The organism is [Clostridium] symbiosum ATCC 14940, assembly GCF_000466485.1.
In the GTDB taxonomy this organism is placed as follows: Bacteria; Bacillota; Clostridia; order Lachnospirales; family Lachnospiraceae; genus Otoolea; species Otoolea symbiosa.
Map to the genome: position 1 here is coordinate 1 of NZ_KE992856.1, position 24418 is coordinate 24418.

Here is a 24418-nt window from a genome sequence, read left to right on the forward strand (position 1 = left end):
AAAAAGTTCTTGACATATCACCAGAATGCTATTCTTGATTGCAATTATTTGCAACTACAAATATTATGTAAGATTCAGTCAGAAAAAACGCAAAATAAACTTTTCTTTTGAATAATTTTTTTTCACTTTTAGGCGCATATTTTCACTTTTTTTCCTAATGCTTCTCACATAATACTATTAGAAGCAAATAAATTATTAATTTCAAAATCCCTATTGGTGGTGTTAAGTATGAAAAATATTAAAAACTTTATAGTAAAAACAATTCTCACTGTAGTTATGATGACAATTCCGACTCTTGCCGGACAATGTAAACTACAAACTGATTGTCCAATTTATACAGTCAAAGAGGGACAGACACTAACAGATGAAGAACAAAGAGCTATTGAAGCCACTATTGACTACTTTATAGAACATCCAGAAGAAGATTACATAAGCATTTCATCAAAAGACTTTCCTAGTATGGACGCTCACTGGTATATGAACATAGTTACCCAAAAATTAGATTACATTTTTGATGATATTCTTATCGTTAGTAATAAAAAATTTGTACTCAATACAATTCCATGCTTTCTTACAAGTGAAAGCAAAGTTGATGGCATAACAAATTTTTGCATTAAAAATCTTCATGTACGTGAAGCATTAGAAATTCAAGATTTCTTAAATCAAACCTATCGCCAACTTCCAGAACTCGGCATACATAACGGTACGGATCAAATTGAAGCTCTTAAAAAAATCGATAATTTTGTTTGTGACTTAGTAACTTATGACGAAAATTACCAAGGTGACTTTATTCATATATTTTCCACTCGCAGAGGTGTCTGTACCGACTATGCTATGTTAGTCAAAGCACTTGCGCAAGGTGCAAGTATTGAAGCTTATTATATTGCTAGTAATACAGAAAATCATGCATGGAATCAAATTTTCATTGATGGTATAGCTTATGAGTTAGATTCCTGTTTCAATGACCTAAATAACAATCATGACTTATTTATGCTTACAAGAAATCAAATGAGCAAAACTAACAATCACAAATTTATAGATGAAAAATATTAACTTACGGAGGTAATCAACATGAAACATATTAAAAACTTTATAGTAAAAACAGTTATCACTGTAACCATGATGACAATTCCGACTCTTGCCGGGCAGTGTGAGCTACAAACTGATTGTCCAATTTATACAGTCAAAGAGGGACAGACACTAACAGATGAAGAACAAAGAGCTATTGAAGCCACTATTGACTACTTTATAGAACATCCAGAAGAAGATTACATTGAAATTTCCTCAAAAGATTTTCCAAGTCTTTCTATAGATTGGTATACAAACATAACTAAATACAAATTAAATTATTTGACTGATATATACTTAATGGACGCTGGAAATGGAACTCAATATTTACCAACAACTTTGACTGAACCAGTAGAGCAAACCAATTACGATAATGGGCGTATGGATTTAACCATCAAAAATAAACATATTGCTCAAGCGATTAAAACTCAAAATTTTGTAAATTATTCTTACCAATTACTTCCACAGTTAAGCATATACAATGGCATGGACGAAATAGAGGCTATTGAAATTTTAAACAATTTTGTTTGCGACTTAATAACTTATGATATAGACTCCCGTGGAGATTATGTATCAATTTATGAAAGCCACAAAGGTGTTTGTAATGACTACGCTTATCTTTTTAGAGCACTTGCACAAGGCGCAGGTATTGAAGCTTATTATGTCGTTGGTTCAGATCACGCATGGAATCAAGTTATTATTGATGATGTGGCTTATGAACTGGACTGTTGCCATAACGATTATCACGACTTAGTAGAAGAACGACACTATTTGTATTTGCTGTCAAGAGAACAAGCTTCAACTTATAGTTCCCATGAAACTATTATAGCTACCAGATAAAAGAGGTGATTTTCTATGATGTATCACAAAGAATTATATGCACCTCATAACGACTCGTTAGATCGTTTCATCCAGAGTTTTAACCAAACTTTAATTTTTCCAAACTTGATTATGATTCGTTGTCCAACAGAAAATTTTAAGCATGACGCTTTGATTATAGACATGGATTCAAAGAAAATTTTAGGTTTTGACTGGTCTAAGTCTCCGCAAATTTTATTCATTGATGGAACTTGGAGGTACAGTCAATACACGCTTATTGCAAGCAAGTACGATATAGAAAGCTCTGATTTATACATAACAACAGACGCAAACGAAGAACACATTTTAGTTCTGTGGCGTTCTGATATAGATGTTTCAAAAAAGTCCTATTTCTTAGACCATGGGCATGGAGGTGAGGTTGTACGCCCTGTTTATAAAACTACAAATTATAAAATTTATAACTTACAAGAACTTGAAACTTTCAAAATCGCAATCAACAAAGCTTTAAACAATCAACATAATATTAAACAAAAAAACTATGGAGGTATTCAATATGAATAACATTTTAAACTTTATGAAAAAAAATGGAGCTATTGCACTTTGCTTAATAGCCACAATGATTTTTGCAACTACAACTACAGCATATGCTGGAATGAATAACTTAGGCCCTGGTGATGACTATGAATTTGACGTTCCAGTAGAAACAGAGCCATCAACTAACACCCAGATTGTCATCGATATTGTGAACACACACGAGATTTACTTAGTTGACGTAACAGGAACTAAAACGTGGGTAGACAATAACGATCAGGATGGTACAAGACCAGATGAAATCACAATCCACTTATACGCTGATGGAGAGGATACAGGAAAATCAACAACCCTATCAGAAGCAACAAACTGGAAATACAGCTTTAAAAATCTTCCACAATACAAAGATGGATCGCTTATAGACTATACAGTCATTGAAGAAGTTCCAGAGGGATATACTGTTGACTATATTGTAGGTGATTAACATGAACTGTAAATTTAAAAGTGCAATCGCAATCTTAATGATTGCACTTTCTTTTAATTCAATAACTTTCGCAGGAACAAACAATATGGGCAATGGTAGTGATTATGAATTTTATGTTGACGTGGTTGGAAAAAAAATATGGATTGATAATGATGACAATGACAGGATTCGTCCTGAAAAAATTATCATTCATTTATACAAAAATGGGAAAGACACAGGGCAAACAGTTGAAACATGCGAAGCGGATAACTGGACATACTCTTTTACAAATTGCGAGTTCGATATTTATACAGTTGTTGAAGAAGTTCCAGATGGATATACCGCAACATACCTAGAGAGGTGATAGATATGAAAAAACAAAAACACCAAATTATAGCGATTGCATTAATTGTTTGTAGTTTACTTGTATCAACTTTCGCAACTTTCGCTGGTATGAACAATCAGGGAAATGGTGATGACTATGAATTTGACGTTCCAGTAGAAACAGAGCCATCAGTCAATAAACAGATCACGATAGATATAATAAATACAAAAATTAAAATTTCTACGCCATCGGACGCTGATCCTAGTCCTGATGATGATTTTGAGTTTGATGATGAAGATGATCCAGTTTCTACACCATCTGACGCTTCACCAAAACCAGAGAAACCAATAAATATTCGACCAAAAGACCCAGCACCAGAGCCACCAAAAGATGATATCGTGAATTATCCTGCTGATATACAGACGCCGCCAACACCAGCACCAGAGCATATAGAAAAACAAAAAGTTGGAACCATCGAAGCCTATTATGAACACTCAAGACCTAGTTCACGTGCAAAATATTATATTGACGACAAGGGAGTTTTACGCACACTTCCACCCACAGGCGATCCCGGATATATAATTCTTGTGAGCTTTGCAGTATCATTAACAGGTCTAGTTTATTTGATACACAACTATAAACACAGCAAAAAGAAAGATAAGGAGGAATCATCATGAATGTATTAACATACAGAGATATTATGAAGTTACTCGGTATATCAAAAAAAACTACTTATAGAATTTTGCATGACCCTGACTGTCCTATCATTAGTTCTAGTCCATATCTAATTCTTGAACAAGATCTATTGGATTTTATGAAAGCAAAAGAGCAAAAAGCAAAACAATCTCAAATAAAATAATAGCTAGCGTAATGCTGGCTTATTTTTATCTGGCTTCGTTATTTCGATCAACTGAATGTTTTAATGTTCTTACGTAATCTTTTACAACAGCCTGTCCGGCTTCTAATGACAAATCCGCAGTTGCTTTTACAACAGGTTTTGCTGCTTCTGCAAAAGTTTTTAAACTTAGTTCAAATGCTTTTACAAATCCTGCACTAATCATTTTTATCACCTCCCTGCTGTTTTATAAAATCTTCTGGCACTTGTGGCGTATAGTTTGTATAAAGTCTAACAGCCCATTGTCCATTTCTTTGCATTTCAACATGTCCTATTATGATAATTTTATTTTCTGATTCAGCGATTTCATTAACAGCTTCTATTGAATCTATAGAATCCAATTTAACAATAGCTTCTGCTTGTAATAGTTTGTAAAGCTTTACATCAATATCCTGATAAATTAAATTTTCGGTTTCAAAAAAATCAGAACTGACCGAATACGGGCTTTCTAATAACAATCTACGCACATTTAGAAATGGTTTACCCTCATCAACATCCAATCGCAATTTATATGTATCATATCCTGAAATTAAATAACCGCTTCTTTCTTTTTTAGGAATCAATTCACGATCTGCATTTGACTTTTCTCTAACGATACGTCTTAAATTTTCGTTCGCATTGACAAGATTGTTGTATTCTTCGATTGTCATATGAACATGAGTTGCTTCATGTTCTGAATCAACAGGTTTAAGCTTGTTGTCCTCATTTAAATATAGTTTTTGCATGTTATATACCTCCTAAAGATTTCTTAAATAATGTCCAGCAATAACCTAAACTCTTGAGTGGCCTAGAGATTCACTTGCTTTTCTCATAGCTTCTCTATCATAGCAAGTCCCAGCTAAATCTTTTTTACAGTAGTATTTTTCTTTATAGCTTAAAAAATTTAGATCACGAGCATACAGTTTATATACTTTAGTACAATAATCCGATCTATAGCTATGAATGTCGGCCGCTTTATGTATTTTAGAAAAAACTTTTCCAGAACCAACTTCTCTCATCCGGTTAACAACAGCTTTAATTTCCTCATCCGAACCTATAATTGGTGAAATTCTCTCTCGTCCACCTTTAGTTGCTGAATGAATGTGCAGATAGAATTTACCATCTTTTTCAAGTAAGTCTGTACCTCGTAATGCTTTCAACTCCGCTCGTCTTAATCCAGTACACCTACAAAAGTTTATAAGCTTTGCATTGTTTTTTTCAGAAAAATGTTTGTCATACTTTACCACATCACGACTTCTAACAATATCTTTTCGTTTACGAGCTGGTGTTTCAATGAAGTCTTTTACACTACAGTTATACAATTTTGCAAGTGATTGCGCAGATAGTTTTATCGTATAAGCTGACTTCCCATCATCAATCAATTTTTTCAAGTACTCATCAACATATTGTCTGCAATCTGATAATTTTCTACATTCATGCTCATCTTTGCACCACTTCACAAAGTAGCAGTTATGTTTAAGATATGCTTTGTATGTACTCCATGAATAAATTTTTTCTTTTGTCAGGTCTGGTTGAAGAACCATCTTTTCACCTGCTTCATCATATAAAATTTTTCCATCATCATCTCGATAATAAATAGTTTTGTCAGCTTTTTTACTCTGACCTATAGCAAGTTTTGAATCCAACACTTGTTTTACTTGATCCACAAGTGTCTTTCTTTTTTCCCTATGTCTTGACATAATACCCTCCTGTTTTTGCTGTCAGACACAGAGGTAAGCTCTAAATTTCTTTAGAGTTTAACTCTGTACCCGACATCATAATGTTAATTTTTGTTTTGTTGAAGCTAAGCATGATAGCACATCACTACTACTTCGCAGTGAACAATTTAGCGACAGGCAATAGTCGATTGATGAAATTTTTAAGTGCCATCAATAACACTTTAAATCTTTTTTTACAGTCCGATTCATGACTATCCGCAATTAATTCCCAAAAGTTTTAATCTTCTTTTTTACAAAAACCTCGTTGTTTTTATAAAGCTTCTAATCAAAAAAATCAAAAATCAATTCTATTAATGAGTTACACAATTTCAAACACACGCTCGAATCCAAAAAGTTTTCATCGTACTAGCTGTTAGTTCCATAAAGATTTCACTAACCAAAGTGTTTAAGTAAGTTTCGTTTTTTGTTTCCGCAAAGGCTACTTTTTATCAAAAAACTTTCATTTCTCGCTTACTATCCAGCTTGTTATACTGTTTTGAAATTAAAATAAAATTAGTTTACAGTATTAGTATGTAATAAAAAAATCAATATCACCCTAGTTTTCGCGGTTTACTCCCACATTTTTTGATTAAAAATCAAAAAATATGAGAATAACCCGCTCCGTAAGCTGGAAAAGAATGCGAGAAATAAAAATATCCACATTGTTGATATTTAGCTTTCTCTTTAAAAATTGCTTGTAGTAGCTTAGTAGTAATGATATACTAAAATAAAAAGTCCAGGAGGAAATATTAAATGGCAAAAAAGATTAACATTGAAAAAACAAAAATGCGGATGGATAAGTTAACGGAAAAAATTTCAAAGTTAAAGACGGATTTAGAAACGTATGAAGCCGAATACACGACACTTTCTGAACAACTCAAAACAGCAGAAGCTATTGAGCTTGTAGAGTTGCTTGCAGAGCATAACGTGAGTTTAGATGATGTAAAATCAAAATTATTAACAGAGACAAAAAAAGAGAGCTAAGCTCTCTTTTTGTTTTGTAAGTCCTCGTTCCAATCTTTTGCTTCTGGTTTGATTCTTTTGTAATTCTTGTATTTGCAAAATTTATCACCAGCCGGATCATTATCAACAGCTAAAATAATTTCAGTGGCATTAGGAAAAGAGTTAATTATATTATCAAATGTGCCATTCTTCAAACCTCCCATAGCTACATATATACCTCGCTTTTCTGTTAATTCATACAAGCTTATAGCGTCTATACTGGACTCACACACGAACAAAGGCAGTTTATAACTGTAATCCTCATTTTGCTTTTCAAAATAATTAAAAATATCGCGGCGTGTGTTTTGTGATTCACTTGTAAAAAACCAAAATCCATAAGAATCATCACTAATAATTAATTTTTGTGTTCCATCCGGTTCGGTATTTCGCAGTATATAAAAATTTATTTTGTTATTAGAAAAGCACACGTATTGTTTTCCCTGACCTTTAACTGACGCTGAATAAATTTTGCCCTCATCGAAAAGCCTATCAATTACATTTTTACTCAATGCACGTTCCTCTGTCAAATAGGCTTTCACAGCCTCATTTGCTAGTACGTTATCACACGGTCGGTAAAATGTATGATTTAAGCTTTTAGGGCACTCTACAAGGGTTCTAGTGCGTTCTGAACCACCTTCAAAAGCGATAAGTGCTTGCACCGCTTCGTTAAGGTTGTAATTTAAGTATTTAGTCAAATAATACACTGGAGTGCCCGACTCATTACAACTATACCTGTAATACCCATCACCAAAAATTACAAGACTATCATGATCTGCATTAACCAAGTTCCCATTTGAATATGTCACACTTTCAGGATGTACACTTTCTAAAAACTCAATCAAATTAGTGCCGTTTGCTTTTTCAATAAAGTTATTACTTACTTTTGATTTATGCTTTTTCAATTTAACCAAAGTCTCTAAACCAAAATCGTCTAAAGTTGGGTCATCGGATGAAATATTTTTGGAAAGTATATTTCGCTCTTGAGCTTCTTTGATAAAATCATTTTCAAATAATTCTTCGATTACATTTTTTAAATTTGGTTTTTTGTATTGATTCTTCCAAGATTCAGCAACTAATTTTTGATTACCCACTTTTTTAATTATATAAAAACAGATATGTGTAGTTTTTCTGCTTTCAGTGATAGCTTTAAAAGAAACTGTCAAATCTGATTTTTCATTGATTTCGTCTGTAGCTGGTTTTATAACAAATCTCATCAGATCAGTGTATCTTTTATAAGTACCATTTCCAAAACGAAGAAGAGCTTCATCAACAGGGATCATAACAGGGCGATTCAAATTCTTGAAGCGGCAAAAATAAAGATAAAGATCGATACTATAACTTTTTCTAAACTGTAGAATATACCCAAACTGAAAAATCGTTCGAGCTTTGCCACTTAGCTCAAGAAAGTATGGCGCAAGTGTTTCGCTTAGCTTTAAGTGCAAGACATTTTTACGATAGTCAATTTCAACAGTATCCAGCCATCTACATAATACTTTATAATCGCCGGACTCATTAGGAAGAAAAAAGACTTTTGACCCAAGATGAACAAGACTTTTTTCTAACAGTTCTTTACTCTTACTGGAATATGAACGTCCTATAATTTTGAAAAAGTCGCTTATCTGCAATTCAATTTCTTGGAGTGTCGTATCATACTCATTAATTAAACTTGCTAAATACAAAATCAATTTTTGTTGATTTAGAGTTAGCGTCATGCTAGGTTCAATATGAATTTTTTCAACAAGATGATTTTCTATATGTACAGACTTTAGAGCTTGATCCGTCATGGACTCACCTCCATATGTTCAGTGAGTGCCGTTGTTAAAGTAGAAGTACACCACTGTTCTAATGATAGTTCCTCTATGCCATTGTGCTGACAGTTCTTACAATAAGTTTCGTATGCACATCTAATTAAATCCTCTGTAAAATAATTTAAAACCAGTTTTATTTCAAAACGCTTTTGCAGTTGTTCTATAAGCATTCTATCGCAAAACAGTGAAATAATACAATTTTGGTTTATTCTATTAACAAAATCATAAGCGATTTTAGGATTATCAAATTGTTTGTAGTCTATAATAGTATCACCAACGGTTGCTATTAGTTCATATAAATGTTTCATGTAAATACCTCCTGAATTTTTATACTATTAGTATGTAAGCGGAGGTGAAAAATAACGCTTCTTAAAAAAAAAATTAAATTTCTTCACCGTGGCTTGAACGATATTTACTTAACTGTTATAATTAAATTGGTTTTAGTCTACGAGCTTAACAGAGGAAGGTTGGTAAAATCTTTAGTGCCAGCTTAGAGCATAGCCGCTTGCGCCTGTTCCATTCGTAGACTTCCTACTCATTAAAAGATTTTGGCTAAGAAAGGTCAATTAGTGAGTACAACAACCGAACGTGTTTTGAACCTTGAAAACTTAATAATGTTTGATGATGATTTAGTTTGTGCAATAAAAAAAGCTATGACTGACAGAGAAAGATATTTATCAATGCACAAAGAAACTATTTATCCTGATCGAAGCAAAGGTTTAATCTGCACGATATTGGGTGGTAAAGTTAAAACAGCTAAAACACAAGCTAAATTGGAACAAAAAATCATTACCTATTACAAGTCACTTGAATTAACTTTTCACACTGTTATGCTTAGGGAGCTTGATCGAAAACTAAAACTCAAACAGATTCTCAAGAATACCTATGACCGATATCTAAATGACTATGATAGATATGTCAAAGATTCCGAGATTGATAAAAAGCCTGTGACAAAAATCACTTCGGATGAAATCAGGAATTTTTTGGAATCGAAACTTATAACTGGTATAAGTAAAAAGAATTTTTCTAATCTTTGCGGATTATTAAATATTGTATATTTTTATTCTGATGAAAACGGTATTGATGTATCTGCTATAAAGAGGAAAATGCAAATTAAACCCAAACAATATGATAAAACTAATAAACGAGAAACAGCAGACGTTGTTTGGACGGATGAAGAAGAAATGTTGTTACAAGCGTATTGCCAAGTCCATTCAGATGATTTACGAGCGCTAGGTATTTTGTACATGCTCAAAACGGGAATTGCGATTTCGGAATTGGTGGCACTCCAGAAGAGAGACACAAATATTGATGATTGTGAATATAAGATTAGTCGGATTGAACGTAAGTACAAAAACGAAGCCGGGAAAACTGTTTATACAATTACGGAAGAAGAGGACGCAAAATCAGAAACACGATTAAATGTTGCGTACTTAGACAATGAAGCTATTGATATCTATAAAAAAATTCTAGAAGTATCAGAAGCTCAAAAACCTACAGATTTCATTTTTGAGGGAATGCGAACATATACATTCAATGATTACTTGCGTAGACATGTAATTCCCGATTTACATTTAGAACCCAGAGGACTACACAGCTTGCGAAAATCTTATGCTACAGATTTAATCGATAGCGATATGGCACAATCAATCGTGCAAATCCAGATGAGACATGCTGATATCCAAACCACAATGCGATACTATTATAAACGCAAAAAGACAAAAGAGAATATCATCCAAGCAATTAATGCTCGTAAAGCTTCCTAAAAGTAATATCGAGTTATTAGTCGAGTGAAGTCGAGTAAGATTCAAAACACAAAAAAACAGCAGGAGCCTTGATTTTTCAAGGTTCCTGCCATTTTCTGATCCAGCTGCTGACGGGAATCGGACCCGTGACCTCCGCACTACCAATGCGACGCTCTACCGACTGAGCCACAGCAGCATCTGGTTATTTGAACCTTGAATAGTTTATCACGGTAACAGGTTTTTGTCAACTACCTTGTGGCAAAATTCTGCAAGCAGGTGCAGGTTATGTATAAAATCAACCCTGCTGTCTGCCGGTTAGCCACAGTCAAATAAAACCTGGGCAGGCAGCAGGAGATGATTCCAAAGAATTCTTTAATTTCCTCCAGGTCCGTCTTTTCTTGGACGTTCGGATTCCGGAAGCGGTTCTGTGCTGACCGGAAATTCATCCGGTACGTCGTATGTCGCATTGGAGGTTTTCGGCAAATCTATTTCGGGAATATTGCCGTCATCATATACATTTTTCATCAGGTTCACCATCCTTTCCTATAGCTTTATTAGTATCTGCGGATACGGAAAAACTATGCAGATTTCAGTTGGGGTTAAGTTCTTGCAATTTCATTAAAAACATAAATTATAGAAATAATAAAAACATTATAAAATATAAAAACACTCTTCCCTTTTTTATTATTTTATGATACAATATCAACATCTGAAAAAGTGATATACAGGAACGGGGCATTAGCGCAGCTGGGAGCGCGTTTGAATGGCATTCAAAAGGTCACGGGTTCGAATCCCGTATGCTCCATTATAGAGTTGAATTTATATACGTTAAAAAACATTATTTCGAGAGACTGTATTAACAGTGTTTGGAAATAATGTTTTTTTATGTGGGCATGACCTTGTTTCGGGTAGTCAAAGTCTCCATCTGCGCAACGGTATGGTTTTGGGAAATAAACAGATTTAGACAGAGGAATCCGGCAGGAATCAATCCTGCCGGAGGAGTATGAAAAAGTATTACTGCAGGTCCTGCCTGCTGATTATTATATTACAGAATAAATGTGTCGAAAGTTTGGAATCTTTGTGAAAAAAATGTGAAGACCTGTTAGAGAAAACGTATGAAATCTAATTGACAAAACCTGCCGCTCTCTTATATAATAGTATTGCTGTTTTTCGGTGATAGTATCTGTGTGGGAGTTCACCGGAGAACGATAAAAGCGGGTGTGGCGGAATGGCAGACGCGCTAGACTTAGGATCTAGTGTCCACGACGTGCAGGTTCAAGTCCTGTCACCCGCACTGAAAAGTACCGTAAATACGGTACTTTTTTTACTTTGTGTTGCATTTCGTGTTGCATAAAGAAGAAAAATGGTCATTTGCTTTCTTATTCATCTCATCTGTTTTTTCAATCATAACATGCCGGTATACATTTTTCAGAACGGCATCGCTCCCCCATCCGCCGCGCTGCATGATATATGCATCGGGAATCCCTAACGCATGCTGTATGGATGCAGAATAGTGGCGAAGATCATGAAAGCGGAAATGATGCAGACCAGCATCCTTTAATATTGCTGCAAAACGATCTGTGATATTGGCCGGAGACAGTTTCACAATTTTCCCTGAACGGCCTTTGAATTTTTCAGCGACAAAATCCGGAAATTCAATATACCTGTCGCCAGCATATGATTTTGGTGGCTTAATGACCCACTTATTATTTTCGTCCAGGACCATTGCCTGGGTTACATGTACAATGTTGCCAGATATGTGCGTACTGTCTAAAGCACAAATTTCACTGCGCCGCATCGGGCCAAATGCAGCCAAGAGGATCGGAAGTTCCATTTCGGTTCCAGCAACATATTCCATTATTTTCTTTAGTTCGCTGTCAGACGGGACATAAATTTGCGGCCGGACTTTTTTTGGAAGCTCCGTTTTTAAAATGAAATCTGGGCGATATTTTTTTAGCACAGAAGAAAGCAGGCCGTGCATGTTGCGGACGGTTTTGGGGGAGTGGGCTTCGGCTGCTGCAGTAGTTTCGCGGTCTATATCCTCCTGGGTCAAAGTATTAATGTTCCTATCCATCAAGGCAGTATAATCATGCTTCCTGGCAATTTTATATTCCCGTATAGTTCTGGGGGATAAAATATTCTTTTTTGATTCGATATATTTGTCATATGCTTCGCCAAGGCTGATTTCTGCACTGGGCGATGCTTTTTTCTGCTTTTCCCGATTTATCTGAAAAGCAATAGCGGCAGCTTCTGCCTGTTTTCTTCCGCGCGGTGATGGATCATCACTGGTAAAGGATTCATAGATTCGCTTGTTTTTCCATTTTCCGGTTTTTTCGTCAAATATTTTTTCAGTATGGCTGTAGGCCAGGCAGCGCCAGGAGCCGGAGGGGAGTTTTTTTGCTGTTGCCATAATATCATTCCTTCCTATTTTGGGGTAAAATTAATACACCCCTTGCCAGGACGCTCCGAGGATGATATAATTTAGGTGTCTAAACTAAAGAATATCTTCCGGGCGACCGGCAAGAGAGAATCTATGTGAAAAGCTTCTGTGTTGGTAGCACAGGGGCTTTTTGCTTTCTTACGATTTTTTGAATAAAATCTATAAATTAATTACCACTGGATTGCATAAAATTCATATGAATCATATTGCGTCATGCCTGAATCAACAGACATTTCAAATGCTTTTGTGCTTCCGGCGGCCATATCATCCACAAATCCAATATCTCCACCAATAATTTGGTCAGAATTCTTATAAATAATTATAACGGCTACTTTATCCAAATTTACAATGCTGTTATTAGTTATTTCTCCGGTAAAAGTTTTGAATGTTCTGCTATTTTCAGAAATGTTAAAAATAGTAAAATCACTTTGTTTTACATATATGTTGTTATCTTGTTTTTCGAAATTACTGTCTCTATTTGTAACGCTTATTTCAACAGCTTCCGGTTCGTATCCTTCATAAAATATTTCACTGCCATAAAAAATCGTATCCCCGGCTGAAATAGAATTTAATACTTGCTCGTCTGTCTTTAAAATTTTCCCGTCTGCGTCCCTTGCAGTAATTGTAATAGTTGGAAATTCTATTGCATAGTCAGAATTAGGATTTTTTATTTGTACTGCGTATGGCACATGGGTATAGGAACTATTTTTATAACTACACCAACCACTATCAACTAACATTACTTTTATAGGATCAGATGTTTGTGCTATGGAAGGATCTCGTGATGATTCATCGGAATTTTTATATACTTGTCCATCATCAAAAAGTGTAATTCCGTTTTTTTGAATCACATCATTTTCATAAATTCCCATTTCCATTTGTCCGGTTTCCCATACTGTGAATCCATATCCGTTATAGTGCCCATCAGCCCAAGTGCCTCTAAAAGTCCATTTAGTTCCATCCTTGCTTGATGATGAAAAGGTGCCTTCGCCATGTGGTAATCCGTTCTTTACTTGACCAGTATAACTTCCATCTCTCCGTCCATATGACAATTCAAGAGATATTTTTTGGTTTTCCACAAATGATTGCTGTGACTCCCCATAAGAAACTGTAGACGGTTTTGAAATTGTAGCATCTTTAGCTTTTCCAGTACACGCAGTTAATGAAATAGATAGCAGTAAAATAGGTAATAGGTATTTTTTCATAAATAATTCTCCTTATAGAAAGTGTTTTATTAAAGAGCCATTGGCTATTTTAATTCCAACAATTACCATATTTATTTACAAAATATTATAGTAAAATTTAACTATAATGAAAATTTTATTAAGCGAAATAATGTATAGCAAAAAATTAACTATCCGTCAAGTTAGTTATTTAACAGGCATCCCCCGATCGACCATATCAGATATCTGCAATGGTACGATCCCCCGGCTCGACACATTGGAAGACATTGCTAGGGGGCTAAATCTTCGAATATCTGACCTTTATGAGTCGGATATCAAATAAGCGTCCGAGTTCTCGGACAAATCCTTAAATCAAGTAACGCGCATTTATCGATAGACGTTTAAGTTATATATACAACAATAACCATATAACAAAACGAACATATGTTCTGAAAAATCTATTGTGCATTTTTCAAAAGTATGATATCATGATTTCAGAACAAACGTTCGAGAAATGGGGGCGTACATATGAACGGAGACGACTACAAAAAAAATATTATTGACCTTATTAAAAGGGCGGACAATGTCGAACTACTTGAACTTGTATACCGTTTTGCGAAAAGGCTATTGGGCTAGGTGAAAACCTAGTCCTTTTTATCTGCAAGTTTGGTTGCAAGTTTTTCTAAGCTCTCCCAATCTCTTTCATCCAACTCAGCCAGGGCCTCGATAAGCCGTTTCTTAAAAGTGTTATCATCTATAATCAAATCCCCTAAGAAATCTGTTATGGTTTGATTTCTGGTACGCTGCACAAACATTTCACCTTCACCAGTACGGAGCCATTCCTCATTGATGTTAAATTTGGTACAGATAAGAGAAATAACAGCATCACTGGGAGACCTTTTGCACGTCTCATAGCCAGCTATATTATTTCTAGCTATCCCAAGTTTATCAGCAAACTCTTGCTGTGTTAATTCTAATTTCTTCCTTATTAATTTAATCCGTTCATCCATATACTCACCACCTCTCATGACCATATTATAGTACAAAATTGTGGCATAGTCAACAAAAAGTTATTAAGCCACAAGAAACTCTTGACAAATGATATTAAGCCACTTATAATAGTGGCATAGTAACACGGGAGGTGAGGAGATAAAAACAGAACTTTGGAACGGTTATCCTATCCGTTTTGCGGAAATAGGCGGAGAGTGGTGGGCGGTAGCAAAGGATGTGGCGGAGGCGCTGGGGTATCCCGAAACCAATGCCATGACAAAGCGCCTTAACAGAGAAGATTTGATATCCGACAAATTGTCGGGTATGAATATGAAATCTGTACTATTGAGTGAATTTGGAATCTATGACGCTGTGTTTGGTAGCCACAAGAAGGAGGCGAAGGAATTCAAGCGTTGGGTGTTTACCATATTAAAGACCCTGCGCCAGCAATCCGGGCTTGAAGGATTCCAGGTATTCCGCATATTAGACAAGGAGCATCAGTGCGAGATGATGGGAAGGCTTAATCGGGGATTGAAGAAACCGAAACGAGTCGATTTTATCAAAGCCAATACCATATCCAATAAGGCAGTGTCTATTAAGTATGGACATTCCAAGATGATAAAGAAAGCGGACATGTCCCCGGAAATGCTGGTGGACAGGCAGGAGTTCCTGGAAGATACGGTTGAGCTGATGGAAATCAAGGACAAGTACGGTCTGGAGCTATCGGTGAGCGAGGAAGTATATAAGCTGGCTTCCGGGTGGAAAGACAGCAGGACGGCATAGAAAGCGAGGTGAAAAAATGAGCGAGAAGGATAAAAAAATTCTGGAAACCATTGCGGAAGCGCTTCCGAAGATGTCTGAGTTTGACAAGGGATACTTCCTTGGCACAGCTGAATCAAAGGCAATGGACAAAAAGAAAAGAGCCGAAGATAAACTTTTGCCCCCAGCACAGTCAGGGGGAGAAGGTAAATGATGAGCAGAAGAAAAGGAGGGTAAGTGTAGTGTGGGTTTCAAAGAAGAAGTGGGAAGAGTTAGAAAAGAGGGTAGCTGACCTTGAAGGGCAAGTTCAAAGCCAGCCACAAGAAATTATTGACGCTATTACAGAGCGGTTGCTCAAGCAGACGACTAAATCGATTCGTCCGCGTCATCAGGGGCACGAAAGCCAATCCGCCGAACGGGTTTAGTTTTATCTTCTCGCTCTACCGAAGTAAGAAGAAAATTCAGTTGACTTATATGTTGGATTAATTGAGCATTATTTCCATTGACAAATCCGTAAAAATACAGCATATCGGGATTTTGATATCCGATAGAGGTGACAACCATTGTGATAGAAGAACCAAAAGAGGCAAGCTTTATAGCAATTTCATGTTCATCATCTAAGCCTTTTTCGAAGTCTTGAATTTCTTCTATGATTTTTTCGTACTTCCAGTCTGCCATATGGCAGTCACGCAGGGCTTCGGTCATTTCAGAATAATTGAGCATAATGAATATTCCTTTCCTTTGTACTCGGCGCTGCAACACCTGTAAGTACATTATAGAATGAGGAGACAAAAAAGACAAGAAAGGAGTGCGATAGCATGACAGGCAAACAAAAAGCGGCCGCCTATGCCGCCTACACCCGCCAGCGGGCAGAAAATGTCCGAGCAATTATCAGCGAACATAAGACACGCAGGAATATGACCAATGCCGGAATCGCGGAGGCGATTAATATGCCAGTAGAGACATTTAAGAAGCGGAAAGCGGAGCCAGCCACCTTCCGGGCGGGAGAGCTGTGGCTGCTCTGCGAAGCTCTGGGGGTACCGGAGGAACAGCGTAAGACCATTATGTAAAGGAGGTGATACCAATGCACAAACATTATAACGATGGCCCCGAGGCTGTCCGTCAGGCAAGAGAGGCAGAAGCAAACAAACAGGTAAAACGGATGACCAGTTTGATGGTGTGGATGACATACGGGTGGATTATTGCGGCCGGGGTGTTCCTGCGGGCGGCCGGATGGATGTGAGAGGAGGATTGCAAGATGGCAATGAAAATCAATAAGCTGGAAATCGAAAATGTCAAGCGGGTTAAGGCGGTAAAGCTGGAGCCGACCGCCAATGGCCTGACTGTGATCGGTGGGGACAACAACCAGGGGAAGACTTCTGTCCTGGATGCGATTGCCTGGGCCTTGGGCGGGGAGAAGTACCGTCCGTCACAGCCCCAGCGGGAAGGCTCCGTCATCCCGCCGATGCTACATATTGTAATGAATAACGGGCTGGTAGTGGAGCGAAAAGGGAAAAACAGCACTTTAAAAGTGACAGATCCCAAGGGAGAAAAGGGCGGGCAGCAGCTCCTGAATGACTTTGTGGAACAGCTGGCCTTAGACCTTCCAAAGTTTATGGAAGCTTCCGGGAAAGAAAAAGCCCAGGTGCTGCTAAATATTATTGGGGTTGGGGAGCAGCTGGCCGCCCTGGAAAAACAGGAAAAAGAGCAGTACAACGAGCGTCAGGCAATCGGCCAGATTGCAGACCAAAAAGAGAAGTACGCGAAGGAGCAGCTCTACTTTCCGGATGCCCCGTCAGAAATTATCTCTGCTTCTGAGTTAATCCGTCAGCAGCAGGAAATCCTGGCGAAGAACGGGGAAAACCAGAGAAAACGGCAGCAGCTCCATCAGTTGGAACAGGAATATCAGGCTGTAACGGAGCAATTACAGATACTGCTCCAGAAACAGGCCACCCTGGAAGCAGACCTGAAAACCGCACGGACAGGAACCGAAGAACTGATGGATCAGTCTACGGCTGAACTGGAGGAAAATATCTCTAACATAGAGGAAATCAACCGGAAAGTCCGTGCCAACTTGGATAAAGATAAGGCGGAAGAGGATGCCAGGGAATACCGCCGGCAGTACAGCCTTCTGACAGAAAAGATTGAGAATACCAGGAAGGCCAAAATGGAACTATTGAAACGAGCCGCCCTCCCCCTCCCGGAGCTGTCTATTCAGGACGGGGAACTGATTTATAAGGGTCAGCAGTGGGACAACATGTCTGGGTCCGAACGCCTGAAAGTAGCAACGGCCATTGTCCGGAGACTGAATCCCAACTGCGGGTTTGTTTTATTGGACAAGCTGGAACAGATGGATCGAAAGACGCTGGAGGATTTCGGAGCCTGGCTGGAACAGGAAGGACTGCAGGCCATTGCAACCCGAGTAAGCACAGGAGAGGAATGTTCCATCATTATTGAAGACGGCTGTGTAGCCGGGGAAGAACCTCCGGTGCCGGCAGAAAAGAAAGAATGGAAGAAAGGTGTGTTTTAAATGAAAGTGATTAGAGGAAAAATTCCTGGGGCCAGAAAAGTGGTTGTGTATGGCCCTGAAGGGATCGGAAAAAGCACGTTTGCTTCCCGGTTTCCGGAACCGCTGTTTATTGATACAGAAGGCAGTACAAAAGATATGGATGTGGCCCGGACAGAGCCGCCCAGCAGCTGGGCTATGATGTTAGAGCAGGTGCGATATGTAAATACCCACCCGGAGCTTTGTCGGACGCTTATTGTGGATACAGCAGATTGGGCGGAAATGCTCTGCATTACCCATGTCTGCGATAAGAACCACAAAAGCAGCATTGAGGAGTTCGGATATGGAAAGGGGTATATCTACATCCAGGAAGAATTCGGACGGTTTCTAAATCTTCTATCCGAAGTGGTGGATGCCGGGATCCATGTTGTTCTAACCGCCCATGCAAAAATGCGTAAGTTTGAACAGCCAGATGAATTAGGGGCTTACGACCGGTGGGAGATGAAGCTCAGCAAGGGAGTAGCTCCCATGGTGAAAGAATGGGCTGATATGGTTCTGTTCTGCAATTATAAAACCATGGTAGTCAACGTAGACGGCCAGGGAACCCAGAAAGGAAAGAACAAGGCCCAGGGGGGCAAGCGGGTGATGTATACCACCCATCACAGCTGCTGGGACGCCAAGAACCGCTATGGACTGCCGGATGAGGTCCCCTTTGATTATAGCTCTATTTTACACATCATTGGAGGGCAGCATCCCGGACAGGCGGCGAAGCCGGATGCAGTTAGGAATACTGCGGTGAATGCAATCCAGGGAAAGATGGATTTAATGCCAGAGCTTCCGGCCAGTAAGGGCGAGGAAAAGTATGAAACGAAAACGCCGGCGGCAGAGCCTATGGAGAGCAAGCCAGAACCTATGACATCACAAAAAACTACGGAACCGGATGTCAGGATTCCGAAGAAACTGCGGGATCTGATGATCGCCGGAGGTGTGGACGAATGGGATCTTCAAAATGTGGTAGCGGCTAGGGGGTATTTTCCTGCGGATATGGCGGTCAGAGATTATCCGGAGGACTTTGTAGACGGCTGCCTGGTTGGCGCCTGGGCTAAAGTGTATGGTATGGTTCAGGAAATGAAGAAGAATGATGCGCTGGTTTTTAATTAAAGGAGGACATGACAATGAGTGATTTTGAGAATAAAGAGATTGGCTGGGATGAGGAAATTAATAACGAGGGGCAGGACTTCGAGCCCCTCCCGGCCGGTGCGTATGAATTTACAGTGGCCTCGATGGAACGAGCCCGATTTCAAGGCAGTGAGAAGATGGCAGCCTGTAACATGGCCAATCTGGAACTTCTCGTGACAGACAAGGACGGTAATGAGAGAAAGGTATTTGACAGCCTGTATTTAAACACAAAAGCGGAGTGGCGCTTAAGCCAGTTCTTCCTCTCTATCGGACAGAAAAAGAAAGGGGAGCCGCTGCGCCCCAATTGGAACGAGGTACCAGGTTCCGCGGGGAAAGTGGAATTGATTGTGAATTCCTATACTGATAAAAACGGGAATCCAAAAAGGAACAATAAAGTGTCCAAGTATCTGCCCTATGAGCCGAAGAAATTTACAGCAGGGAACTTTTAAGCCATGGAACTTCGGCCTTATCAGGAGGAAGCCAGGAAAGCGGTTGAGAAAGAATGGGAGAGAGGCATCAAAAAGACTCTGCTGGTTCTTCCAACCGGCTGCGGCAAAACCATCGTGTTTGCCAAGGTGACAGAGGATCAAGTCCGGAAAGGGAACCGGATCCTTATCCTGGCCCATAGAGGGGAGCTCCTGGAACAGGCGGCGGACAAGATCTGGAAAGCGACTGGCCTGGGCTGCGCCATGGAAAAAGCGGAGCAGTCCTGCCAGGGAAGCTGGTTCCGGGTTGTGGTGGGTTCCGTGCAGAGCCTGATGAGGGAAAAACGGCTGGGACAGTTCCCTGCCGAATACTTTAATACCATTATTATTGACGAGGCCCACCATTGCATTTCAGACAGCTATCAAAAGGTCCTGAGGCATTTTGACGGGGCGCAGGTGTTAGGCGTGACGGCTACGCCGGATCGCGGCGACATGCGGAACCTGGGAGAGGTGTTTGACAGCCTTGCCTATGAATATACACTGCCGAAAGCAATCAGGGAAGGGTATCTCTCCCCAATTAAGGCACTGACCATTCCCCTGCAGTTAGACTTATCCGGCGTGGCGATGCAGTCCGGTGACTTTAAGGCTGGTGACATTGCAACGGCGCTGGATCCTTATCTGTACCAGATTGCAGAAGAAATGCAGAAATACTGCAAAGAACGAAAAACGGTCGTGTTTCTTCCTCTGGTAAAGACCAGCCAGAAGTTCCGTGACATTTTAAACGAAAAAGGATTCCGTGCGGCAGAAGTGAACGGGGAGAGCAAAGACCGTGCAGAAGTTCTGGCAGCATTTGACCGGGGCGATTATAACGTCCTGTGCAATTCGATGCTGCTGACAGAAGGCTGGGACTGCCCATCCGTGGACTGTATTGTAGTGCTGCGGCCAACGAAAGTACGGAGCCTGTACAGCCAGATGGTAGGACGAGGCACACGGCTTCACCCAGGCAAGGAACACCTTTTACTCTTAGACTTCCTCTGGCATACGGAGCGGCATGAACTGTGCCATCCGGCTGACCTGATTTGCGACAAGAAAGAGGTAGCCCAGAGGATGACGGCAGATCTGGAAGAAGCCTGTGGCTGCCCGGTGGATATTGAAGAGGCGGAGAAAAAGGCATCTGAGGAAGTAATTGCGGAACGGGAAGAAGCCCTGGCCAAGCAGCTTAAGGAGATGCGCACCCGGAAGAAAAAGCTGGTGGATCCGCTGCAGTTTGAAATGAGTATTCAGGCGGAAGACCTGGCCGGATACGTTCCGGCATTCGGCTGGGAATTAGCGCCGCCTTCCGATAGACAGAAGAGTACGCTGGAGAAACTGGGGATCCTTCCGGATGAAATTGAAAGTGCGGGGAAGGCGGCCAAGATTCTGGATCGGCTGCACCTGCGCCGGGAGGAGGGACTTACCACTCCAAAGCAAATCCGCTTTTTGGAGAGTCGGGGGTTCCAGCATGTAGGGACATGGCAGTTTGAAACGGCAAAAAAAATGATAGATCGGATTGCCGCCAATGGATGGAAAATCCCGAATGGCGTTAAGCCGAACGAATATAGAGAGGGGGAGTAAGCAGATGATGGACGGTAACCAGTATGACTTCTTGGAGATACTTGAATCAATTGAGCCTGCAGCGCTGGATTACCAGGACTGGCTGAATGTGGGGATGGCCCTGCACCACGAAGGTTACAGTGTGCGGGTTTGGGATGACTGGAGCCAGAGAGATCCCAGCCGGTATCATGCAGGCGAATGTGACCGGAAGTGGAATGGGTTCCACGGTGCGGCTACTTCTCCGGTAACAGGCGGTACCCTGGTGCAGTTAGCCAGGGAACAGGGGTGGACGCCGCCGGTTGACCAGGGAACGTCACTGGATTGGGGAGATTCCATTTCTGAGGAAGGAAAGATAGTTGACAGCAACTGGGTGGAGGGAGAGGAGATTGAACCTCCGGCCGATAACTGGGATCCGATTGCAGATTTAATCCGGTACCTGGAAACGCTGTTTGATTCTACAGAGAACGTAGGCTATGTCACTAAAAGTTTTGAAAAAGAGGGGCGCTACATGCCCACTAAAGGGAACTGGGATCGGACCGCTGGGCAGTTAATCGAGGAACTGTCCCACTGTGATGGTGATATTGGGAGTGTCCTGGGAGACTACAACCCGGAAGTTGGGGCATGGATCCGATTCAACCCATTGGACGGAAATGGCTGTAAGAATGACAATGTGACGGACTTCCGGTATGCCCTGGTGGAATCCGATTCCATGGAAATTGAAAAGCAGAATGCTATTGTTCGGGAACTGGAACTTCCGGTGGCCTGCCTGGTGCATTCCGGGAAGAAAAGCCTGCACGCGATTGTCCGTATCGACGCCGGGAACTATGCGGAATACCGGCAGCGGGTTGACTATCTGTACGATATTTGCAAGAAAAACGGGCTGAATATTGATAAGCAGAACCGGAACCCGTCCAGGCTCTCCCGGATGCCCGGGGTGATGCGGGCCGGGCAGAAACAGTTCCTGGTAGATACCAATATCGGAAAAGAAAGTTTTACGGAATGGAAGGAATGGATCGAGAGTATCAGCGATGATCTGCCAGATCCGGAAAGCCTGGAGGAAGTCTGGGACAACCTTCCGGAGCTGTCCCCCCCTCTTATTGAAGGAGTGCTCCGTCAGGGCCATAAGATGCTGATTGCCGGCCCCTCCAAGGCGGGGAAATCCTTTGCCCTGATTGAACTTTGTATTGCCATTGCGGAGGGCCAGAAGTGGCTTTCATGGCCATGTTCACGGGGGAAAGTGATGTATGTTAACCTGGAGCTTGACCGGGCCAGCTGCCTGCACCGCTTTAAGGACGTCTACCGGGCCCTAGGTTGGCGACCGGAGAACCTTAAAAATATAGATATCTGGAATCTGCGCGGGAAGTCACGTCCCATGGATAAATTGGCGCCGATGCTCATCCGTCGGGCTTCCAAGAAAAACTATATTGCCATCATTATTGACCCAATCTACAAAGTCATCACCGGTGACGAAAACAGCGCAGATCAGATGGCAAATTTCTGTAATCAGTTTGACAAGGTCTGCACGGAACTGGGGGTGGCTGTTATCTACTGCCATCATCACAGCAAAGGCAGCCAGGGAGGAAAGAAGTCCATGGACCGGGCATCCGGTTCCGGGGTTTTTGCCAGGGATCCGGACGCTATGCTGGACATGATTGAACTGGATCTGTCGGAGGATGTGCTGAAGGCCGAAGAGAATAAGGCAGTATGTGCCGCTTGCAAGCAATATCTGGATGCACATTACAAGTGGGATGACGACCTATCACAGGACGACCTGTGCAGCAGTTACCAGATGCTGAATTACTGCGAGAACAAGCTTGATGAATGGCAGTGGAAGGCACTGCAGCGCATTGTGGAGGCCGCCAAGACAAAGGCCAGGGCTGTGACGGCCTGGCGTATTGAGGGGACTTTAAGGGAGTTCCCGAAGTTCCCACCAGTGAACTTGTGGTTTGACTATCCGGTACATAAGGTGGATCAGATTGGTATCCTGAACGACATACAACCAGATGCGGAACAGCCTCCTTGGAAGCGGGCAATGGCAAACCGAAAGCCGAAAGAACAGAAAGCGAAGGAGAGGAAAGAATCCATCAAAACGGCTTTTGAAGCCTGTGGAATTGAAGAAAAAGTGATGGTTTCTGACCTGGCCGAGTACCTTGGAGTGAGTGAAAAAACAGTTAGGAGCCGTCTGAAAGAGCACGGCGGATTTGAAGTTGTAGAGAGCGAGGTAAGGAAAAAAACATAAAATTTCCCTTCTCTCCCAGGGAAGAAAAAAACAGAAATCATGTTATTTTCCTCAGGGAAAGATACATACAGGTTGCGTTATTTTCCCTAGGGAAAGAATGAAGGAAAATAACAGGTTTTGCGTTATTTTCCTTAGGGAAGAAAAAAACTATCCCCCTAAAGGGGGATAAACAAGTTATTTTCCCTGACGGTCAAAGGGGGAAAGTAGTCGTGCGTATAGCTGGCGCACGACGACTCCTTCCCCTGTCCTTTGACAGAAGAGTTTTTCACAAAGAATCAGTAATTTAATATTTTAATGTGTGAAAGTGGTGAGGCTATGACAACTGAATTTTTTATGGCTATGCTGCCACCTACAATGACGCATCAGGAAAAGCAGGTCAGAGTGGTAAATGGCAAGCCAGTATTTTATGAGCCGCAGGAACTGAAAGCAGTTCGGGAAAAGCTGAGGGCCCACCTGGGAAGGCATGTTCCGGATGAGAAGTTCTCCGGGGCGGTAAGACTGACAACCTGGTGGTGCTTTCCACTAAAGGGTAATCATCAGGATGGGGAATATAAGACCAGCAAGCCGGATACGGATAATCTGGTGAAGATGTTAAAGGATGTGATGACTGATTTGAAATTTTGGTCCGATGATGCTCAGGTAGCAAGTGAAGTGATTGAAAAATACTGGGCAAGAATGCCGGGGATTTACGTGAAGGTGGAAAAAATATGACCAATGCTCAGGTACAGGCTGGATTTGAGGAAGTATATAACAAGTTTTGGAACCGATATA

30 protein-coding genes and 3 tRNA genes are annotated in these 24418 nt (G+C 40.5%); 22 read left to right on the top strand and 11 right to left on the bottom strand.

The window, feature by feature from the left end; translation table 11 throughout:
• The first annotated feature begins 228 nt into the window (after window positions 1–228).
• From CLOSYM_RS06000 to CLOSYM_RS06030, 7 genes are read left to right on the top strand one after another with little or no spacing between them, the layout of a single operon-like run.
• A complete protein-coding gene (locus tag CLOSYM_RS06000) occupies window positions 229–1053 on the top strand; it encodes a transglutaminase-like domain-containing protein (protein WP_021641374.1) in 825 nt (274 codons plus the stop codon).
• 18 nt (window positions 1054–1071) lie between these two features.
• The gene (locus tag CLOSYM_RS06005) at window positions 1072–1908 is read left to right on the top strand and encodes a transglutaminase-like domain-containing protein (protein WP_021641375.1); all 837 of its coding nucleotides are present in this window, start codon (window positions 1072–1074) and stop codon (window positions 1906–1908) included.
• 15 nt (window positions 1909–1923) lie between these two features.
• Window positions 1924–2448, top strand: coding sequence for a hypothetical protein (locus CLOSYM_RS06010; RefSeq protein ID WP_021641376.1), 525 nt, complete (start codon window positions 1924–1926; stop codon window positions 2446–2448).
• Entirely contained in the window at window positions 2441–2902 is a 462-nt protein-coding gene (locus CLOSYM_RS21965) for a Cna B-type domain-containing protein (protein WP_049943579.1), read from the top strand. Before CLOSYM_RS06010 ends, CLOSYM_RS21965 begins: the two co-directional genes overlap by 8 nt.
• A gap of 1 nt (window position 2903) precedes the next feature.
• A complete protein-coding gene (locus tag CLOSYM_RS06020; RefSeq protein ID WP_044902184.1) occupies window positions 2904–3245 on the top strand; it encodes a Cna B-type domain-containing protein in 342 nt (113 codons plus the stop codon).
• Between the two features lie 5 nt (window positions 3246–3250).
• On the top strand, window positions 3251–3883 hold the full coding sequence (locus CLOSYM_RS06025) for a hypothetical protein (protein ID WP_021641379.1): 633 nt from the start codon (window positions 3251–3253) through the stop codon (window positions 3881–3883).
• Window positions 3880–4065: a MerR family transcriptional regulator gene (locus CLOSYM_RS06030; protein ID WP_021641380.1), complete on the top strand. Its 186-nt coding sequence runs from the start codon at window positions 3880–3882 to the stop codon at window positions 4063–4065. Before CLOSYM_RS06025 ends, CLOSYM_RS06030 begins: the two co-directional genes overlap by 4 nt.
• Before the next feature lie 25 nt (window positions 4066–4090).
• Here the strand turns inward: CLOSYM_RS06030 and CLOSYM_RS22720 are convergent, their stop codons facing one another.
• From CLOSYM_RS22720 to CLOSYM_RS06040, 3 genes are read right to left on the bottom strand one after another with little or no spacing between them, the layout of a single operon-like run.
• Window positions 4091–4267: a hypothetical protein gene (locus CLOSYM_RS22720; protein WP_021641381.1), complete on the bottom strand. Its 177-nt coding sequence runs from the start codon at window positions 4265–4267 to the stop codon at window positions 4091–4093.
• The gene (locus tag CLOSYM_RS06035) at window positions 4260–4826 is read right to left on the bottom strand and encodes a hypothetical protein (RefSeq protein WP_021641382.1); all 567 of its coding nucleotides are present in this window, start codon (window positions 4824–4826) and stop codon (window positions 4260–4262) included. The genes CLOSYM_RS22720 and CLOSYM_RS06035 overlap by 8 nt, the downstream gene beginning before the upstream one ends.
• A gap of 45 nt (window positions 4827–4871) precedes the next feature.
• The gene (locus CLOSYM_RS06040) at window positions 4872–5780 is read right to left on the bottom strand and encodes a hypothetical protein (protein ID WP_021641383.1); all 909 of its coding nucleotides are present in this window, start codon (window positions 5778–5780) and stop codon (window positions 4872–4874) included.
• A 771-nt stretch (window positions 5781–6551) separates the two neighbouring features.
• Between CLOSYM_RS06040 and CLOSYM_RS06045 the strand changes: the two genes are divergently transcribed.
• Complete coding sequence (locus tag CLOSYM_RS06045; protein ID WP_021641384.1) at window positions 6552–6782, top strand: hypothetical protein; 231 nt, start codon at window positions 6552–6554, stop codon at window positions 6780–6782.
• On the opposite strand, the gene CLOSYM_RS06050 is transcribed toward CLOSYM_RS06045, so the two are convergent.
• Both CLOSYM_RS06050 and CLOSYM_RS06055 read right to left on the bottom strand, forming a co-directional pair.
• Window positions 6779–8584: a RepB family plasmid replication initiator protein gene (locus CLOSYM_RS06050; RefSeq protein WP_021641385.1), complete on the bottom strand. Its 1806-nt coding sequence runs from the start codon at window positions 8582–8584 to the stop codon at window positions 6779–6781. The two genes, CLOSYM_RS06045 and CLOSYM_RS06050, sit on opposite strands and share 4 nt — an antisense overlap.
• Window positions 8581–8916 carry a hypothetical protein gene (locus CLOSYM_RS06055; protein ID WP_021641386.1) on the bottom strand — a complete coding sequence of 112 codons (336 nt, stop codon included), beginning with the start codon at window positions 8914–8916 and terminating at the stop codon, window positions 8581–8583. Before CLOSYM_RS06055 ends, CLOSYM_RS06050 begins: the two co-directional genes overlap by 4 nt.
• A 261-nt stretch (window positions 8917–9177) precedes the next feature.
• Between CLOSYM_RS06055 and CLOSYM_RS06060 the strand changes: the two genes are divergently transcribed.
• Complete coding sequence (locus CLOSYM_RS06060; RefSeq protein WP_242828647.1) at window positions 9178–10374, top strand: tyrosine-type recombinase/integrase; 1197 nt, start codon at window positions 9178–9180, stop codon at window positions 10372–10374.
• A 102-nt stretch (window positions 10375–10476) separates the two neighbouring features.
• Here the strand turns inward: CLOSYM_RS06060 and CLOSYM_RS06065 are convergent.
• A tRNA-Thr gene (locus CLOSYM_RS06065) sits at window positions 10477–10549 on the bottom strand.
• Window positions 10550–10725: 176 nt separating this feature from the next.
• Entirely contained in the window at window positions 10726–10878 is a 153-nt protein-coding gene (locus tag CLOSYM_RS22965; RefSeq protein ID WP_003509052.1) for a hypothetical protein, read from the bottom strand.
• A 207-nt stretch (window positions 10879–11085) separates the two neighbouring features.
• On the opposite strand from CLOSYM_RS22965, the gene CLOSYM_RS06070 reads away from it, so the two are divergent.
• Window positions 11086–11158: transfer RNA gene (locus tag CLOSYM_RS06070), tRNA-Ala, on the top strand.
• A gap of 409 nt (window positions 11159–11567) precedes the next feature.
• Window positions 11568–11647: transfer RNA gene (locus CLOSYM_RS06075), tRNA-Leu, on the top strand.
• A 30-nt stretch (window positions 11648–11677) separates the two neighbouring features.
• Here the strand turns inward: CLOSYM_RS06075 and CLOSYM_RS06080 are convergent.
• A complete protein-coding gene (locus tag CLOSYM_RS06080; RefSeq protein ID WP_021641388.1) occupies window positions 11678–12763 on the bottom strand; it encodes a site-specific integrase in 1086 nt (361 codons plus the stop codon).
• A 200-nt stretch (window positions 12764–12963) separates the two neighbouring features.
• A complete protein-coding gene (locus CLOSYM_RS06085) occupies window positions 12964–13998 on the bottom strand; it encodes an MORN repeat-containing protein (protein ID WP_021641389.1) in 1035 nt (344 codons plus the stop codon).
• A gap of 130 nt (window positions 13999–14128) precedes the next feature.
• Between CLOSYM_RS06085 and CLOSYM_RS24000 the strand changes: the two genes are divergently transcribed.
• Entirely contained in the window at window positions 14129–14299 is a 171-nt protein-coding gene (locus CLOSYM_RS24000; protein ID WP_242828648.1) for a helix-turn-helix domain-containing protein, read from the top strand.
• 301 nt (window positions 14300–14600) lie between these two features.
• On the opposite strand, the gene CLOSYM_RS06090 is transcribed toward CLOSYM_RS24000, so the two are convergent.
• Entirely contained in the window at window positions 14601–14966 is a 366-nt protein-coding gene (locus tag CLOSYM_RS06090) for a helix-turn-helix domain-containing protein (RefSeq protein ID WP_044902185.1), read from the bottom strand.
• A 169-nt stretch (window positions 14967–15135) separates the two neighbouring features.
• On the opposite strand from CLOSYM_RS06090, the gene CLOSYM_RS06095 reads away from it, so the two are divergent.
• The gene (locus tag CLOSYM_RS06095; RefSeq protein WP_278245244.1) at window positions 15136–15729 is read left to right on the top strand and encodes a BRO-N domain-containing protein; all 594 of its coding nucleotides are present in this window, start codon (window positions 15136–15138) and stop codon (window positions 15727–15729) included.
• A 16-nt stretch (window positions 15730–15745) separates the two neighbouring features.
• Window positions 15746–15919: a hypothetical protein gene (locus CLOSYM_RS22725; RefSeq protein ID WP_021641393.1), complete on the top strand. Its 174-nt coding sequence runs from the start codon at window positions 15746–15748 to the stop codon at window positions 15917–15919.
• 152 nt (window positions 15920–16071) lie between these two features.
• On the opposite strand, the gene CLOSYM_RS06100 is transcribed toward CLOSYM_RS22725, so the two are convergent.
• The gene (locus CLOSYM_RS06100) at window positions 16072–16428 is read right to left on the bottom strand and encodes a DUF6173 family protein (protein ID WP_044902187.1); all 357 of its coding nucleotides are present in this window, start codon (window positions 16426–16428) and stop codon (window positions 16072–16074) included.
• Between the two features lie 95 nt (window positions 16429–16523).
• Here CLOSYM_RS06100 and CLOSYM_RS06105 point away from each other — a divergent pair, with 95 nt between their 5' ends.
• The 8 genes from CLOSYM_RS06105 to CLOSYM_RS06135 all read left to right on the top strand — a co-directional run bounded on the left by CLOSYM_RS06105 (window position 16524) and on the right by CLOSYM_RS06135 (window position 24358).
• A complete protein-coding gene (locus CLOSYM_RS06105) occupies window positions 16524–16775 on the top strand; it encodes a hypothetical protein (RefSeq protein WP_021641395.1) in 252 nt (83 codons plus the stop codon).
• A gap of 14 nt (window positions 16776–16789) precedes the next feature.
• A complete protein-coding gene (locus tag CLOSYM_RS22970; protein WP_021641396.1) occupies window positions 16790–16948 on the top strand; it encodes a hypothetical protein in 159 nt (52 codons plus the stop codon).
• A gap of 15 nt (window positions 16949–16963) precedes the next feature.
• A complete protein-coding gene (locus CLOSYM_RS06110; RefSeq protein WP_021641397.1) occupies window positions 16964–18235 on the top strand; it encodes an AAA family ATPase in 1272 nt (423 codons plus the stop codon).
• On the top strand, window positions 18236–19372 hold the full coding sequence (locus tag CLOSYM_RS06115) for an ATP-binding protein (protein ID WP_021641398.1): 1137 nt from the start codon (window positions 18236–18238) through the stop codon (window positions 19370–19372).
• 14 nt (window positions 19373–19386) lie between these two features.
• Window positions 19387–19839: a DUF669 domain-containing protein gene (locus tag CLOSYM_RS06120; RefSeq protein WP_044902188.1), complete on the top strand. Its 453-nt coding sequence runs from the start codon at window positions 19387–19389 to the stop codon at window positions 19837–19839.
• Between the two features lie 3 nt (window positions 19840–19842).
• Window positions 19843–21429, top strand: a complete 1587-nt coding sequence (locus tag CLOSYM_RS06125) for a DEAD/DEAH box helicase (RefSeq protein ID WP_021641400.1) — start codon at window positions 19843–19845, stop codon at window positions 21427–21429.
• The gene (locus tag CLOSYM_RS06130) at window positions 21392–23647 is read left to right on the top strand and encodes an AAA family ATPase (RefSeq protein ID WP_021641401.1); all 2256 of its coding nucleotides are present in this window, start codon (window positions 21392–21394) and stop codon (window positions 23645–23647) included. The genes CLOSYM_RS06125 and CLOSYM_RS06130 overlap by 38 nt, the downstream gene beginning before the upstream one ends.
• Window positions 23648–23962: 315 nt before the next feature.
• Window positions 23963–24358 carry a RusA family crossover junction endodeoxyribonuclease gene (locus tag CLOSYM_RS06135; protein WP_044902189.1) on the top strand — a complete coding sequence of 132 codons (396 nt, stop codon included), beginning with the start codon at window positions 23963–23965 and terminating at the stop codon, window positions 24356–24358.
• The last annotated feature ends 60 nt before the right edge of the window (window positions 24359–24418 follow it).

Excerpts from the sequence above, each read along its gene's own strand:
- CLOSYM_RS06050 (WP_021641385.1), bottom strand. The coding sequence starts at position 8,584 with ATGACGGATCAAGCTCTAAAGTCTGTACATATAGAAAATCATCTTGTT.
- CLOSYM_RS06030 (WP_021641380.1), top strand. The coding sequence starts at position 3,880 with ATGAATGTATTAACATACAGAGATATTATGAAGTTACTCGGTATATCA.
- CLOSYM_RS24000 (WP_242828648.1), top strand. The coding sequence starts at position 14,129 with ATGTATAGCAAAAAATTAACTATCCGTCAAGTTAGTTATTTAACAGGC.
- CLOSYM_RS06080 (WP_021641388.1), bottom strand. The coding sequence starts at position 12,763 with ATGGCAACAGCAAAAAAACTCCCCTCCGGCTCCTGGCGCTGCCTGGCC.
- CLOSYM_RS21965 (WP_049943579.1), top strand. The coding sequence starts at position 2,441 with ATGAATAACATTTTAAACTTTATGAAAAAAAATGGAGCTATTGCACTT.
- CLOSYM_RS06085 (WP_021641389.1), bottom strand. The coding sequence starts at position 13,998 with ATGAAAAAATACCTATTACCTATTTTACTGCTATCTATTTCATTAACT.
- CLOSYM_RS22720 (WP_021641381.1), bottom strand. The coding sequence starts at position 4,267 with ATGATTAGTGCAGGATTTGTAAAAGCATTTGAACTAAGTTTAAAAACT.
- CLOSYM_RS06105 (WP_021641395.1), top strand. The coding sequence starts at position 16,524 with ATGACAGGCAAACAAAAAGCGGCCGCCTATGCCGCCTACACCCGCCAG.
- CLOSYM_RS06045 (WP_021641384.1), top strand. The coding sequence starts at position 6,552 with ATGGCAAAAAAGATTAACATTGAAAAAACAAAAATGCGGATGGATAAG.
- CLOSYM_RS22725 (WP_021641393.1), top strand. The coding sequence starts at position 15,746 with ATGAGCGAGAAGGATAAAAAAATTCTGGAAACCATTGCGGAAGCGCTT.
- CLOSYM_RS06055 (WP_021641386.1), bottom strand. The coding sequence starts at position 8,916 with ATGAAACATTTATATGAACTAATAGCAACCGTTGGTGATACTATTATA.
- CLOSYM_RS06005 (WP_021641375.1), top strand. The coding sequence starts at position 1,072 with ATGAAACATATTAAAAACTTTATAGTAAAAACAGTTATCACTGTAACC.
- CLOSYM_RS06040 (WP_021641383.1), bottom strand. The coding sequence starts at position 5,780 with ATGTCAAGACATAGGGAAAAAAGAAAGACACTTGTGGATCAAGTAAAA.
- CLOSYM_RS06010 (WP_021641376.1), top strand. The coding sequence starts at position 1,924 with ATGATGTATCACAAAGAATTATATGCACCTCATAACGACTCGTTAGAT.
- CLOSYM_RS06120 (WP_044902188.1), top strand. The coding sequence starts at position 19,387 with ATGAGTGATTTTGAGAATAAAGAGATTGGCTGGGATGAGGAAATTAAT.
- CLOSYM_RS06115 (WP_021641398.1), top strand. The coding sequence starts at position 18,236 with ATGAAAGTGATTAGAGGAAAAATTCCTGGGGCCAGAAAAGTGGTTGTG.
- CLOSYM_RS06125 (WP_021641400.1), top strand. The coding sequence starts at position 19,843 with ATGGAACTTCGGCCTTATCAGGAGGAAGCCAGGAAAGCGGTTGAGAAA.
- CLOSYM_RS06110 (WP_021641397.1), top strand. The coding sequence starts at position 16,964 with ATGGCAATGAAAATCAATAAGCTGGAAATCGAAAATGTCAAGCGGGTT.
- CLOSYM_RS06130 (WP_021641401.1), top strand. The coding sequence starts at position 21,392 with ATGGCGTTAAGCCGAACGAATATAGAGAGGGGGAGTAAGCAGATGATG.
- CLOSYM_RS06090 (WP_044902185.1), bottom strand. The coding sequence starts at position 14,966 with ATGGATGAACGGATTAAATTAATAAGGAAGAAATTAGAATTAACACAG.
- CLOSYM_RS06035 (WP_021641382.1), bottom strand. The coding sequence starts at position 4,826 with ATGCAAAAACTATATTTAAATGAGGACAACAAGCTTAAACCTGTTGAT.
- CLOSYM_RS06020 (WP_044902184.1), top strand. The coding sequence starts at position 2,904 with ATGAACTGTAAATTTAAAAGTGCAATCGCAATCTTAATGATTGCACTT.
- CLOSYM_RS22965 (WP_003509052.1), bottom strand. The coding sequence starts at position 10,878 with ATGAAAAATGTATATGATGACGGCAATATTCCCGAAATAGATTTGCCG.
- CLOSYM_RS06000 (WP_021641374.1), top strand. The coding sequence starts at position 229 with ATGAAAAATATTAAAAACTTTATAGTAAAAACAATTCTCACTGTAGTT.
- CLOSYM_RS06025 (WP_021641379.1), top strand. The coding sequence starts at position 3,251 with ATGAAAAAACAAAAACACCAAATTATAGCGATTGCATTAATTGTTTGT.
- CLOSYM_RS22970 (WP_021641396.1), top strand. The coding sequence starts at position 16,790 with ATGCACAAACATTATAACGATGGCCCCGAGGCTGTCCGTCAGGCAAGA.
- CLOSYM_RS06100 (WP_044902187.1), bottom strand. The coding sequence starts at position 16,428 with ATGCTCAATTATTCTGAAATGACCGAAGCCCTGCGTGACTGCCATATG.
- CLOSYM_RS06135 (WP_044902189.1), top strand. The coding sequence starts at position 23,963 with ATGACAACTGAATTTTTTATGGCTATGCTGCCACCTACAATGACGCAT.